Annotated in this window: 11 protein-coding genes; 9 read left to right on the forward strand and 2 right to left on the reverse strand. The window is 72.5% G+C overall.

The window, feature by feature from the left end; all coding sequences use genetic code 11:
- Positions 1-38: 38 nt before the first annotated feature.
- Complete coding sequence (locus tag ESP70_RS07600; protein WP_149688736.1) at positions 39-746, reverse strand: response regulator transcription factor; 708 nt, start codon at positions 744-746, stop codon at positions 39-41.
- 2 nt (positions 747-748) lie between these two features.
- Positions 749-2,047, reverse strand: coding sequence for a hypothetical protein (locus tag ESP70_RS07605; protein ID WP_246161961.1), 1,299 nt, complete (start codon positions 2,045-2,047; stop codon positions 749-751).
- A 120-nt stretch (positions 2,048-2,167) separates the two neighbouring features.
- On the opposite strand from ESP70_RS07605, the gene ESP70_RS07610 reads away from it, so the two are divergent.
- From ESP70_RS07610 to ESP70_RS07650, 9 genes are all read left to right on the forward strand, one after another.
- The gene (locus ESP70_RS07610) at positions 2,168-2,824 is read left to right on the forward strand and encodes a glycosyltransferase family 2 protein (protein ID WP_246161962.1); all 657 of its coding nucleotides are present in this window, start codon (positions 2,168-2,170) and stop codon (positions 2,822-2,824) included.
- Positions 2,821-3,465, forward strand: a complete 645-nt coding sequence (locus ESP70_RS07615) for a TIGR04282 family arsenosugar biosynthesis glycosyltransferase (protein WP_149688738.1) — start codon at positions 2,821-2,823, stop codon at positions 3,463-3,465. The genes ESP70_RS07610 and ESP70_RS07615 overlap by 4 nt, the downstream gene beginning before the upstream one ends.
- Positions 3,462-4,100 carry a class I SAM-dependent methyltransferase gene (locus ESP70_RS07620; protein WP_223148659.1) on the forward strand — a complete coding sequence of 213 codons (639 nt, stop codon included), beginning with the start codon at positions 3,462-3,464 and terminating at the stop codon, positions 4,098-4,100. Before ESP70_RS07615 ends, ESP70_RS07620 begins: the two co-directional genes overlap by 4 nt.
- On the forward strand, positions 4,097-5,263 hold the full coding sequence (locus ESP70_RS07625; RefSeq protein ID WP_149688739.1) for a molybdopterin-dependent oxidoreductase: 1,167 nt from the start codon (positions 4,097-4,099) through the stop codon (positions 5,261-5,263). The genes ESP70_RS07620 and ESP70_RS07625 overlap by 4 nt, the downstream gene beginning before the upstream one ends.
- Positions 5,260-5,679: a hypothetical protein gene (locus ESP70_RS07630; protein ID WP_149688740.1), complete on the forward strand. Its 420-nt coding sequence runs from the start codon at positions 5,260-5,262 to the stop codon at positions 5,677-5,679. Before ESP70_RS07625 ends, ESP70_RS07630 begins: the two co-directional genes overlap by 4 nt.
- A gap of 88 nt (positions 5,680-5,767) precedes the next feature.
- Positions 5,768-6,694, forward strand: a complete 927-nt coding sequence (locus tag ESP70_RS07635) for an ATP-binding cassette domain-containing protein (RefSeq protein WP_149688741.1) — start codon at positions 5,768-5,770, stop codon at positions 6,692-6,694.
- Positions 6,691-7,365: an ABC transporter ATP-binding protein gene (locus tag ESP70_RS07640; RefSeq protein WP_246161963.1), complete on the forward strand. Its 675-nt coding sequence runs from the start codon at positions 6,691-6,693 to the stop codon at positions 7,363-7,365. The genes ESP70_RS07635 and ESP70_RS07640 overlap by 4 nt, the downstream gene beginning before the upstream one ends.
- A gap of 19 nt (positions 7,366-7,384) precedes the next feature.
- On the forward strand, positions 7,385-10,513 hold the full coding sequence (locus ESP70_RS07645; RefSeq protein WP_149688742.1) for a permease: 3,129 nt from the start codon (positions 7,385-7,387) through the stop codon (positions 10,511-10,513).
- Between the two features lie 23 nt (positions 10,514-10,536).
- Positions 10,537-13,194, forward strand: a complete 2,658-nt coding sequence (locus ESP70_RS07650) for an FtsX-like permease family protein (RefSeq protein WP_149688743.1) — start codon at positions 10,537-10,539, stop codon at positions 13,192-13,194.
- Positions 13,195-13,227: the final 33 nt, after the last annotated feature.

Genomic DNA, 13,227 nt, shown 5'->3' on the forward strand with positions numbered 1-13,227 from the left:
CATGATTGCTGCCTCATGAATCACTCGCTGGCGCTCGCTCATGCCGACGGGTCCCAGCGGTAGCCGAGGCCGTAGACCGTGACGATCCTCGTCGGGTCGGCCGGATCGGCCTCGATCTTGTGGCGCAGGCGCTTGACGTGCACCGTCACGGTCGAGTGGTCGCCGTACTCCCAGCCCCACACCTGCCGGAGCAGGTCCTCGCGGCTGAACACCTCGTGCGGATGCCGCAGGAAGAAGTGCAAGAGGTCGAACTCCCGCGTCGTCAGGGGCAGGGTCGTGCCGGAGCGCAGCGTCTCGCGAGCCACGGGGTGCACCGTCAGGTCGCCGTCGATCAGCAGTCCGGCGACGGGCCGCGTACCGGCGGGCACCAGGCTGCGGCGCAGGACCGAGCCAACGCGCAAGGTCAGCTCCTTGACGCTGAACGGCTTCGTCACGTAGTCATCGGCACCGCTGGTGAGCCCCGCGATGCGGTCGTCGGTCTCGCCGAGCGCGGTCAGCATGATGATCGGCACGGCCGAGCCGTCGGTCTCGCGGAGCTCCCGGCAGATCTCGAGGCCGTTGAGCTTGGGCAGCATGACGTCGAGCACGATCAGGTCCGGCGCCAGGTCGCGCGCGGCAGCCAGCCCGGTCACGCCATCGGTGGCGACGGTGACCTCGTACGACTGCTCGAGGTAGCGACGCAGCACGTCGCCCACGGCGTGGTCGTCCTCGACCACCAGGACGTGAGGCCGGTCGACGCTCGTCATGATCACCACCTTGTCAGCACCAGTTGTTGGACGCACAGGGCCAGGACGACCTGGGACAGCAGGGCCGGGCGATGCCATCGCTCGGGGAGGAGCGACGGGAGCGCGACGACCCAGATCGTGAACGGCAGCCAGATGCGCTCGACCTCGGCCTTGCTCATGCCCGAGAGCGTCGCGACGAGGATCGTCAGCAATGCCGCGCCGGCGAGCCGGGCCATGACGTCGCCCTGCTTGAACGCCCGGATCGCACGCGGGAAGGCAGCCCACACGACGAGGCCTATGGTGAACGTCCACGCGGCGACGTCGGCCCAGACCCAGTACGCGTAGGGGCGCTCGGACGCGATGCCGGCGTAGTAGCGGTCGTGCAGGACGGGGTAGGCCCTCCACCACTCGAAGCCGGCAGCCGTGAACGCCGCGGCGACGACGACTGCGCCGACGAGAGCCCAGGGCAACGGCCGCCACGTACGCCCGACGACCAGGATCGCGACGGCGAGGATCCCGAGCAGCACCAGCCCGTACGAGAGATAGACGCACGCGCCGAGCAGCAGGCCCGCCGCGACGGCGGCGCCCGGGCGGCGGTGGACGGCAGCGATCGCCAGCAGCGCGAGCCCCCACGCGGCGACGGCGGTGAACAGCGCATCGCCGTCGACCCCCATCCAGACGGCGGTCGGAGCGAGGACGATCCACGGCATCGCCTGCCGTGCCAGGCGCGCCGAGCCGAGCGTCTTGAGGGTCAGGAGGACGGCGACGACCGCGGTGCTCCCGATCGTGACGACCACGACGCCGATCCAGAACGGGTCCGAGATGCCGAGGCGGTCGAGCAGCACGAAGAACAGCAAGGCTCCGGGCGGGTGGCCGGCCACGTGGGTGTGCCAGTGGTCGGGCGAGTCCATAGGGATGTGGTCGATGAACGTCCGGAGCATCGTGCCGATCGAGTCGACCCGTTGGGCGTCGTAGACGTACTCACCCGGTCGTTCGAAGACGCGCGCGAGCCCGTCGGTGCCCTCGGTCATCGCCAGCGCCATGGTCCAGAGCCACGTGCCCGCGAAGGCGTACGCGAGGAGGGCTCGCCACGACGACGTGGCAGCCAGACGGGGGAGCGCGACCCACAGGCCCAGGCCGATGGCGATCGCCGGCAGCGTCAGCAGACCGAACCGCGGATCCCAGTCGGCGTGCAGCGGCGGCCAGTGCACGCGGACGTCCTCGTCGGTCCAGCGCGGGACCGCGATCGCCGCCGCCACCAGGACGAGCCCGACGGCCGCGGAGGCGACCGCGGCGCGCGTCGAGGACAGGGTGGGGGGCACGTCGTCAGCCTAGGTGCGCTCACGGCCGGGTGACCGTCCGAGCGGGCCGACGTCACGGGTCCGTCATCGCCGGATGTCTGGTGGACCAAGCCGGGACGCCCCTAGCGTCGAATCATGGTCATGAGCGAGTGCGATGTGGTGATCCCCTGCCGGGACGAGGCTGCCGCCCTGCCGATCGTGCTCGCTGACGTGCCGCCCGGGTGGCGGGCGATCGTCGTCGACAACGGGTCGACCGACGGCACGGCGGACGTTGCTCGAGCCTTGGGCGCGCACGTCGTCACCGAGACGCGTCCGGGCTACGGCGCCGCCGTGCACGCGGGGATGCTCGCCGCTGAGGCCGACTTCGTCGCGGTCATGGATGGCGACGCCTCGATGCGCCTGACCGACCTCGTGCCGATGCTGGATCTCGTACGTTCGGGGGTGGCGACGATGGCGGTCGGCCGACGCCGCCCCACGGGCAGCGGCGTGTGGCCATGGCACGCACGCCTGGGCACCCAGCTGCTGGCGACCTGGATCCGGCGCCGCTCTGCGTTCCCGATCCACGACCTCGCCCCGATGCGGGTCTGCCGCCGGTCCGACCTGCTCGGTCTGGGCGTCGAGGACCGGCGCTTCGGCTATCCGCTCGAGCTCATGCTGCGCGCGGCCGAAGCGGGCTGGACCGTCCAGGAGGTCGATGTCGACTACGACCGACGAGCCGCCGGCACGAGGTCCAAGGTCTCCGGCTCGGTCCGGGGCACGGCACGCGTCGTGCAGGACTTCGCCAAGGTGCTGCGATGAGCGACCCGACGGTCCTCGTCGTCGCCAAGGCGCCGGTGCCGGGACTCGCCAAGACGCGCATCGCGGCCACGGTCGGCGACGACGCAGCGGCCGAGCTCGCCGCCGCTGCGCTGCTCGACACGCTCGAGACCGTCGCCGCTCTGGGGTGGCCCGTGGTCGTCGCGATGACCGGTGACCTCGGCGAGGCGGCCCGCGCCGACGAGATCACGCGCGCGCTCTCGGGCGTACGCGTGGTGGCGCAGCGTGGCGACGGCCTCGGCGAACGGCTGGCCCACGCGCACGCGGACGCCGACGGCGGGCACGGAGTCGTGCAGGTCGGCATGGACACCCCGCAGCTGACCGTGCGGGACTACCTCGACGCCGGCGCCGAGGTCCGCGACGGATCGCGGGTCATGGGCCCGGCGGCCGACGGCGGTTGGTGGCTCCTGGGTCTGCCCGACCCTGGGGACGCCGCCGTGCTCGCTGACGTCGAGATGTCGGTCGACGACACCGCCGAGCAGACCGGGCGTGCGTTGGGAGCGGTCGAACGGCTGCGCACGGTCCGCGACATGGACACCTGGGCCGACGCCGTCGACATCGCTGACGGCATCCCGATATCGCGCGTCGCCGCCGTCGTGCAGAGCGGCCGGGCGAACGCATGAGCATGACATTCGACGCCATCACGGCGTACGACGAAGCCTTCGCCGGGAAGCCGGCGCACGTCGTCGACCACGTCGGGCGTACGCAGCCGTTCGAGGTCGCGCAGTGGTCGTCGGCGCCGGACTGGGTCGACCGGGAGCTGTTCATCGACCCGTGCGACGACGCGACGATCGACATCGGTTGCGGCCCCGGACGCCTGGTCGCCGAGCTTGCGGCCCGCCGCATCCCGGCGATGGGCATCGACGTCTCGAGCGAGGCGATCCGCCAGACCCGCATACGCGGTGCGCTCGCGCTGCGCCGTGACGTCTTCGGCGCGATCCCCGGCGAGGGCCGATGGGCGTACGCGCTGCTGGCCGACGGCAATCTCGGCATCGGTGGCGATCCCGTACGCCTGCTCCGTCGCCTGCGCCAGGTGCTGACGGACGGCGGCGTGGTCATCGCCGAGGTCGCTCCGTCGGGCACGGGACTGGTTCGTGAGCATCGCCGGCTGCGGGTCGACGGCCGGTTGTCGGCGCACTTCGAGTGGGCCGTGGTCGGACTCGACGCGATCGACGAGGTCGCCGAGCGGGCCGGCCTGCAGGTCGTCGCGACGCACGCGGCAGGCGGCCGCCACGCGGCACGGATGGAACGGGCATGAGACTTCCCCGCGTCGAGGACATCGAGAAGCGGATCCCGCGGCCCGAGGACTTCACCGCCAGGTCGCGCGGACCCGCGACCACGGCGCGCGTGGGCACGGCGCTGGGCATCGCGTTCGGGATCTGCTTCCTGACCGGTTTGTGGAGTCACTTCCAGTACTCGTCGCCCGGGTGGCTGCCGATCGGACCCAACCCGGCGTGGCTCTACCGCGTCACGCAGGGCACGCACGTGGCGACCGGCATCGCCTCGGTCCCGCTGCTGCTGGTCAAGCTGTGGTCGGTCTATCCCCGGTTCTTCCTCCGCCCGCCCAAAGCCCGTCGCGACCAGCTCCTCGACGTTCTCGAGCGGGCGTCGATCGGCGTGCTGGTCGCTGCGGCGATCTTCCAGCTCACGAGCGGCCTGCTCAACATCGTCCAGTGGTACCCGTGGGAGTTCAGCTTCCGGCGTACGCACGAGGCCGTCGCGTGGGTCGCGATCGGAGCACTCCTCGTGCACATCGCCGTCAAGCTGCCGGTCATCCGCGAAGGCCTGGGTGCGTCGGTCGAGGACGAGACGCCGGTCCACTCCGATGGGCCGAGCCGCCGTGCGGTGCTGCGTGGCGTGACGGTCGCGTCGGGCCTCGCCCTGGTGCTGACCGTCGGCCAGACGGTGCCGTTCCTCCGCAAGGTCTCGGTGTTCGGCGTACGTGACGGGGGCGGGCCGCAGGACCTGCCGGTCAACCGCACGGCACGAGCGGCCGGTGCGACCCGCGCCGCCAGCGATCCTGCGTTCGTGCTCCAGCTGAAGGCGGGCGGGCGCAGCATGTCCCTCACCCGCGACGAGCTGGCGAAGCTGCCACAACGTACGCACCGGCTGCCGATCGCGTGCGTCGAGGGGTGGAGCCGCAACGCGGTCTGGACCGGGGTCGCGGTCCAGGACCTCATCGCGCTCGTCGGGGCGCCGTCCGGGTCGACCGTGATCGTGCGGTCGATGCAGACGCGCGGCGCCTTCCGTACGTCCGAGCTGCCGGGCGACTTCGTGGACGACCCGCGAACGTTGCTGGCCCTCGAGCTCAACGGCGAGCCACTGAGCCTCGACCACGGCTACCCGTGCCGCATCATCGCGCCCAACCGGCCCGGTGTCCTCCAGACGAAGTGGGTCCGTGAGCTCGAGGTGCGGACATGAGGCTCGTGCGAGGGCTGCTGCTGCTCACCGGCCTCGGCTTCGGCCTCTGGGGGGTGTGGCTCATGCGGGACTTCACCTCCGAGCAGCTCGTCTCGATGGGCACCTTTCTCGCCGGCGGTGTGCTCCTGCACGACGCCGTCATCGCTCCGGTGACGGTGCTGCTCGGCGTCGTCGCTGCACGGCTGCTGCCGGGGCGCACCCGGTCCGTGGCGGCGATCGCCTTCCTCGTCTGGGCCACCCTGACGGTGGCATTCGTCAACGTGCTCTCGGGTCAGGGCGGCAAGCCCGACAACGACACCGTGCTGCACCGGCCGTACGGCCTCAGCTGGGTCGTCATGACCGCCCTGATCGCCGCGATCGCCGCCACTGTCGCGTACCGGCGACGCCGGATCGCGGGCCCGCCTCGATCCCGGTGAACCACCACGCAAGACAGGCGGTCACTTCGGCCTTCACACTGGTGTGACCTCGGTTACGCTGGCGCGGGGTCGGAGCGGGAGGAATGTCGTGGCGGGACCAAGCTTGTCGTTGCCGGCGCCGGCTGCGCAGGAGCCGGCGTACGGCCACGACGCGCTCGTGGTCTGCGACAATCTCGTGCGGATCTACCAGACCGAGAGCGTCGAGGTGCAGGCGTTGCAGGGCCTCGACCTGCTGGTGCACGAGGGCGAGATGGTCGCGATCGTCGGGGCCTCCGGCTCGGGCAAGTCCACCTTGCTGCAGGTGCTCGCGGGTGTCGATGCGCCGACGGCCGGACGGGCGCGGGTCGCCGGCCACGACCTGCTCGCGCTGACCCGCAGCGAGCGCGTGCACTATCGGCGCGACGTCGTCGGCTTCGTACGCCAGCAGACCGCGCGCAACCTGGTGCCCTACCTGACGGCCGGCGAGGTCGTCGACCTGCCGATGAGCATCGCGGGCCGGCCGCGTGCCGAGCGGCGGCAGCGCACCGCCCAGCTGCTCGAGGCGGTCGGCGTCGCGCACTGCGCCGATCGTCGCCCGAGTGAGATGTCCGGCGGCGAGCAGCAACGGGTCGCGATCTGCGTCGCCCTCGCGAACGAGCCGAGGGTCCTGCTCGCCGACGAGCCCACCGGCGAGCTCGACAGCGAGACGGCGCAGGAGGTCTTCGCGGCGCTGCGGACCGCCAACCGTGACCTCGGCGCCACGATCGTGATCGTCACCCACGACGCCGCCGTCAGCGGTCAGGTCGCTCGCACCATCGCCATCCGCGACGGGCGTACGAGCAGCGAGGTGCTGCGCAGCCACGACGACCTGGCGGCCGGTGCGCACGCGCTGGGCGAGGAGTACGCCGTGATGGATCGCGCCGGCCGGGTCCAGGTGCCGCGTGAGTTCCGTGAGGCGTTGGCCCTGACGCGGCGAGTCCGGCTCGCGCTCGAGGACGACCATGTCGAGATCCGCTCGGACGGAGAGGCCAGGTGACCGAGCCGATGGTCGTCGCCCGCGGCCTGACGCGGACGTACGGCTCCGGTCCCGGCACGGTGCACGCCCTGCAAGACGTGTCGTTCGACGTCGCGCCCGGCGAGATGGTGGCGCTGGTCGGACGCTCCGGCTCGGGCAAGACGACGCTGCTCAACCTGATCGGCGGCCTCGACCAGCCCGACAGCGGCACCGTCCGTGTCGACGGCACGGAGGTGACCGGGCTCGACGACGAGGGCCTGAGCCAGCTCCGTCGCGACTCGGTTTCGTACGTGTTCCAGACGTTCGGGCTGGTGCCGGCGCTGACCGCCGCCGAGAACGTGGGGGTGCCGCTGCGCCTGCGTCGTACGCCTGCCGTCGAGCGCGAGAAGCGCGTCGCCCTGCTGCTCGAGCTGGTGGGTCTTCGGGACCACGCGGACCAGCGGCCCTCCGAGCTCTCGGGCGGGCAGCAGCAGCGTGTGGCCATCGCCCGGTCACTGGCCGGATCGCCTCGCCTGCTCATCGCGGACGAGCCGACCGGGCAGCTCGATGCCGAGACGGGCCTCGGGGTGATGGGGTTGCTGCGCGGGCTGGTCGAGTCAGAAGGGGTCACCGCCGTCGTCTCGACGCACGACCCGGTCATGATGGCGCTGGCCGACCGGGTGCTCACGATCTCGGACGGCCGGTTGACATGACGGCCCGGACCAGCGTGCTGTGCTGACGCTCGTACGCCGGCGCACCCTCGCCCAGTGGCGGTTGCTCGAGGGCATCGTCGCGCTCGTCACGCTCGGCACGGCGCTGCTGGGGGTCGGCGCACTGCTGATGGGCCCGACCCAGGACCGGTCGTTCACGGCAGGGGTGGAGGAGACGACGCCACAGCAGACCGCGGTGACCGCGTTCATCGGTGGCGTCAAGGCCTCCGACGCGGTGGCCGTACGTGATGCCGCTCGCGCCGTGATCGCCGATGCGCTGCGCCCGCTGGACCCCACGTTCACGAGCAGCGCCACCTCGCGGATGCGACGTCTCGGCGACGGTCAACGCCTGGGCTATCTGGTGAGCACCACCTCGCTGCCCGAGCGGGCGGCCCTGACCTCCGGGCGCTGGGCCGACGGGGCGGGCGAGACGGTGGTGCCTGAGGCTGCGGCCAGCCGGCTCCACCTCGCCGTGGGTGACCGGATCAGCGTGGGCCGCGAGATCGGCACGCGGCCGGTCGAGAACTCGGTGAGCCTGGTCGTCGTCGGGATCTTCCGTGCCGCGTCCCGGACGGGCTGGGAGCGGGACCCGCTGGCCGGGAGCGGCTACGACGCCGCCTACACCGACGGGTCGCTGCCAAGGCTGTCGCCCACGTACGGCCCGTTCGTGGTCGACGACGCCACGTTCCTCGCGACCGGCTCGACGATCGACGCACTGCAGGTGACCGGCAACCCGACGTTGACCCGCGCGACAAACCAGTCGATGAACGCCGCCGTCGGGGCCCTGCGATCGGCTGACGGCTTGCTGTCGGCCCAGGTCGTCGATCAGGTGGACATCAGCCGCGTGGCGTCCGACCTGCCGGAGACCCTGAGCCAGGTCCACGCGCAGCAGGCGGCGACCCGGTCGACGTTGCTCGTCGTGCTCCTGCTCGGCACGGTGATGGCGCTGACGGCGCTGCTCCTGGCCGGACGGCTGCTCGGTGACGTGCGTGCGAGCGAGCGTGCCCTGCTGGCGGATCTGGGTCTCGGCCGCGACCAGCTCGTCGTGTCGACGCTGGCCGAGGTCCTGTTCATCGCGGGTGCGGCGACGGTGCTTGCCGTGCCGGTCGCCGCGCTGGTGCACTCCGCCGTCACCCATCTGCCGGCCCTGGCCGCCGCTGGGCTCAGTCAACGACCGGCCGTCACGCCCGGCCTCGTGCTGGTCGAGGTGGCCAGCGCGATCCTGCTCGCGCTCGCTCTGGTCATCCCGATGGTGGGAACCGCCAGACTCGGTTCGCGCGCCGCTCGCGCCGCCCAGTCCGGCGTGGATCTCCTGCTCGGGGTCGTCGCGATCGCCGCGTGGTGGCAGCTGCACTCGCAGCCACCCACGGCCACCACCGACGACGCCACGCTCATCCTCGCGCCGGTGGTCTGCGTCGTCGCGGTGACCGTGCTGGCGGTGCGCTGGGCACCTGTGCTGCTCGCGGCCGTCGCCTGGGCTGCCAGCCGGTCGACCGCCCTCGTGCTGCCGCTCGCCACGAGTCAGGCGGCGCGACGTCCGTACGGTGGAGCCGCCCTCGCCCTGCTCGCGATGGCGACGGCTTCGGCGACGTTCGGGCTCGCCCTGCAGACGACCTGGGACCGGTCCCAGGACGATCAGGCGGCGCTGCGGGTGGGCACCGACCTGTCCTTCGCGCTGTCGACCCCGGCCACCGACCGTGAGGCCGCGGCGATCGCGGCGGCGACCCGCGGGCTGGCGACCTCTGCCGTCATCGATCGGCCCCTCGCACTCGGGCAGTACGTGGGCTCCGGCGAGGACGACTCCGCACCAGTGCTCGTCGCGGCCGACTCGCGTCGGGCGGGGACTCTCCTGCGGGGGCGGCTCGACCAGGGGCGTACGTGGACCACGATCGGTGACCTGCTGGCGCCGGGACCGGCCGTCGTCGGGCTGCCGTTGTCGACCGGCGGCGTCACGGTCAAGGGCTCCGCGCCCCGCGGAGTCCCGATCGAGGTGACACCTACGCTGCTGGTGCAGGACGCTTCAGGCTTCCGCAGGTCGGTGAGCGCCGACGCCGTACCGCTCGACGGGCGATCACACGTGCTCGCCGGGACGGGCCACCTCGAGGGCGCGCACCTCGTCGCGGCCCAGCTGACGTTGAGCGGGCGAACGACCCCGGGTGCCACCTCGGTGACGGTCGACCTGTCGGTCAGGACCCCGGACGCCGGCGCCGTGCGGGACTGGCACGTCGAGAAGCTCGGTGCGCCCGACACCCCCGTCACCGGAGCGGCGGCGTCGGTGACGTCGTCGGCCGGCGCCACGACCGTCCGGACCACGGTGCAGCTGGACCTCGGATTCCTCGCGTACGCCGACGGTGACGTGCTCGTGACGGGCTTCAAGCGACCCGCCGCCCTGCCCGTTGCCGTGTCCGAGCGGCTGGCCGACGTCGTGGGGACCAAGGTCGGTGGCACGATCAGCGCCACCGTCGAGGGTGTCCCCGTGCCGCTCCAGATCGTCGCCGTCATCCCGACCGTGCCGTCGGCGCCGGGACGGGTCGCGGTGCTGGCCGACGCCGACACGTTGTCGCGCATCCTCATCGGGCTCGGTCACCTCGAACCCGTCGTCGATGCCTGGTGGGTGGCCGACCCCGCGCCGAAGACGGCCCGCGACCTCACGCGCCTCGACCTCGGTGAGGTCACGACGCGCACGGGCGTCGCGGCACAGCTCGAGCAAGGTCCGCTGCGGGCCATGGTCCCGGCGGCACTGGTCCTCCTGGTCGTCGCGGCCGGGCTGCTGCTGCTCGCCGGCGCGGCCCTGGTGGTCGGTGCCGACCGGCCGGCGCGGTCGGCCGAGGTGGCCCGGCTCCGAGCTCTCGGCCTCACCCGACGCCAGGTGACGCGGCTCGTGCTCGTCGAGCACGGCATCCTCCTGGGGCTCGTGGTGGTGACCGGAGCGGCGGTCGGAGTCGTGGCGTCCGTGGCGCTCGGCCCGAGCCTGGTCCGCTCCGACGTCGGTGTGGCACCGGTGCCGGCGGCCGTGCTGGTGTGGCCATGGGGCCGTGAGTCGGCCGTCGTGGTGGGCGCGCTGGTGGGTTGCCTGCTCATCGCCACCGTCATCACGTTCGTCGTCGTGCGTCGATCGGGTCCTGAGCAGCTGAGGGCGGCGGACTCATGATGCCGCGGTGGCACCGGCCCAGCATGGTCGGCCGCGCGCGGGCTCACCTCGGTCTGCTGGTCCTGATCGGGCTCGTCGTCATGCTCGCCACGCTGCTGACCTCGGCGATCGCGCCACTGACCGAACGTACGGCGGACCGGGCCATCGCGGCCGACGTACGCGATGCGGGTCTGCAGGGCGCGGTCGTCGCCACGGTCTCCCGCCCGTACGACGAAGGCCAGCGGATCCGCGATCCGAAGGCGGTCGCCGAGCTGCGGGAGAGTGCGGCGAGCGCGCAGCGAGCCATGCCGGACCGGCTTGCCGCGGTGGTACGTCCAGGGGTCACGAGCCTGACGTCGCCGTCGATGCACCTGCTCGACGCGGGGCCCGGCCGCTACCTCCGACTGGCCTACCTCACCGCCCCGGGTGCCGCACCCGCCGTCACCTACACCTCCGGAGGGCCGCCCGGGCCTTCCGTGCCGGCAGCCAAGGCCGACGTCGAGGTCACCGTCACGACCGACCCGTGGCCCGTCCAGGTGGCGCTGCCGCGCGAGGCCGCCGACGCGCTCGGTCTGCAGGTCGGTGACCGCGTCGAGGCCGAGGACGAGCAGCACCGCACGGCCACGATCGTGATCAGCGGGATCTTCGTCGCGGGCGACCGGGACGACCACGTCTGGGCCGCCGTGCCGGAGCTGCTGCATCCGATCATCGGGCGCTCCGACCAGCTGACCAGCGTCTCGGCGGCGGCGATCGTCTCGACCGACTCGCTGCCGGACTTCCAGCTCGCTCTGCCGTTCGACGACCTGACCACTCGCGTCGTCTTCAGCCCACAGCCGTCGCAGGTGCGGTGGAAACAGACCGAACGGCTGATGCAGGCGATCGTGTCGCTCAAGACGTCCGGTTCGCGGGGGAGCAGCGAGGTCTCGTGGGACAGCCTGCTCGATCAGGTCCTGCTCGACAGTCGCGCCACGGTGTCGGCCGCGCAGGGGCAGGCGACAGTGCTGATCGTCGGACTGCTCGCGGGCGTGACGCTGATCCTGGTGCTCGCGGCGGACCTGGTGGTGCGCCGGCGGTCGGACTCACTTGTGCTGATGCGCGAGCGCGGTGCCTCGTTGATGGGCATCTTCTCCGAGCTGGCCGCCGAGTCCGTGGTCGTGGCTCTCGTCGGCTCCGCACTCGGGACGCTCGTCACGTGGCTGCTGGTCGGCGACGTCGGCTGGCGGTGGTCCCTGCCGGTGCTGGTCATCGCGACACTCGCCGGTCCGGTGCTGGCCACGACGCGCGCCGCCCGAGCTGCGGACGATCGCCGGGTGCCAGCCAACCGCTCGGCGCGCCGAGCCGTGGCCCGGGCGCGGAGCGTGCGGCGACTCCTCGTCGAAGGGGTCGTGCTGGCCGTGGCCGTCCTCACGTACGTGGCACTCCATCAGCGTGGCGTCGTGGGTGATGGGGACCTGACCGCGTCGTCCGCGCCGACCTGGTTCGCGATCGTCGGCGGCCTCCTGCTCGTCCGGGTCCTGCCGCCCGCGACGCGGCTGGTGCTGGCCCGGGCGCGTCGCGTGCTCGGCGCCGTGCCACTCGTCGTCGCGGCCCGGACCTCCCGATCAGCGGGCCGGGCACTGCCGCTCCTCGTGGTGGCGGTCACGGTGGCCCAGCTGACGACGGCGGTCGCACTCGTGGCGACCGAGCAGCACGGTCAGGCCGCGGGCGCCCTGCAGTCGGTCGGTGGTGACGCCTCTTGGGAGACGGCGCCTGACCGATCCGTCTCAGCTGCCGCTGCCAAGGTCTCGAGCAGTGCGGGGGTGCGCGCCGCAGCCGCGGCGCGAGTCGTCGAAGGCTTCGGCCTGGCGTCCGGCTCGAGCTCCGCGACGGTGCGGCTGGTGATCGTCGACTCCACGGCGTACCAGCGGGTCCTGGCGGCCAGCCCGCTGCCGGACGCTCCGCAGCTCGCGCGGCTGCACCGCCGGGCTGACGGCAAGGTCCCCGCGTTGCTGCTGGGTGGCGATCGCGACCTCCGCGACGACCTCCAGGTGCGGTGGGAGGACACGCCCGTGCCGCTCACGGTGGTCGGTGTCGCCCCGCGGGTCGGCGACTCCACCGAACCCGTGCTGGTCATCGACCGGGCGGAGTTCGAGTCAGCAGGCGTGGTGGCCGACCCCGGAACCGTATGGGCTGTCGGGCCGGGCGCTGCTGCTGCCCTGAAGTCCGCGGCCGGGACGGCCGGCACGGTGGACGTGCTCACCGACGTCGTCGATGCTCGCCGCTCAGCGCCGCTGGCGTCCGGTCTCGTACGCCTGGCCGTCGCCTCGGCAGTGCTCCTGCTGATGTTCGCGGTGCTCGGGGTGGCCTTGGCCGCGGCTGCCGAAGCGCCAGTCAGGGCCGAGTCGTTGGGCCGCCTCCGATCGCTCGGGCTGGGTCGTCTCGACGTACGCAGAGTGCTGCTCGGCGAGCTCGTCAGCCCGGTCGTGGTCGGTGCCGTCGCCGGTGTGGTGCTCGGCGCCGGCGCGGCCGTCGTGATGTTCGGCTCGCTCTCGCTCGAGCTGATCACCGGCCAGTCCGCGACGCCGGGCCTGGTCGTGCCGTGGTGGACCAGCCTGACAGTCGTCGGCCTCGTCGGGACCGCGATGCTCATCGCCGTCGCCGAGGCGGCACGGGTCGGTCGCCTGCCACTCGCCGCACTGCTCCGTGGCGGGGACCAGCGCTGACGATGCGACGAGTGCCACACGTCGAGGGATGAG

The organism is Aeromicrobium ginsengisoli (genome assembly GCF_004134905.2).
Taxonomy (GTDB): domain Bacteria; phylum Actinomycetota; class Actinomycetes; order Propionibacteriales; family Nocardioidaceae; genus Aeromicrobium; species Aeromicrobium ginsengisoli.

Excerpts from the sequence above, each read along its gene's own strand:
- ESP70_RS07610 (WP_246161962.1), top strand. The coding sequence starts at position 2,168 with ATGAGCGAGTGCGATGTGGTGATCCCCTGCCGGGACGAGGCTGCCGCC.
- ESP70_RS07620 (WP_223148659.1), top strand. The coding sequence starts at position 3,462 with ATGAGCATGACATTCGACGCCATCACGGCGTACGACGAAGCCTTCGCC.
- ESP70_RS07630 (WP_149688740.1), top strand. The coding sequence starts at position 5,260 with ATGAGGCTCGTGCGAGGGCTGCTGCTGCTCACCGGCCTCGGCTTCGGC.
- ESP70_RS07650 (WP_149688743.1), top strand. The coding sequence starts at position 10,537 with ATGGTCGGCCGCGCGCGGGCTCACCTCGGTCTGCTGGTCCTGATCGGG.
- ESP70_RS07600 (WP_149688736.1), bottom strand. The coding sequence starts at position 746 with ATGACGAGCGTCGACCGGCCTCACGTCCTGGTGGTCGAGGACGACCAC.
- ESP70_RS07625 (WP_149688739.1), top strand. The coding sequence starts at position 4,097 with ATGAGACTTCCCCGCGTCGAGGACATCGAGAAGCGGATCCCGCGGCCC.
- ESP70_RS07615 (WP_149688738.1), top strand. The coding sequence starts at position 2,821 with ATGAGCGACCCGACGGTCCTCGTCGTCGCCAAGGCGCCGGTGCCGGGA.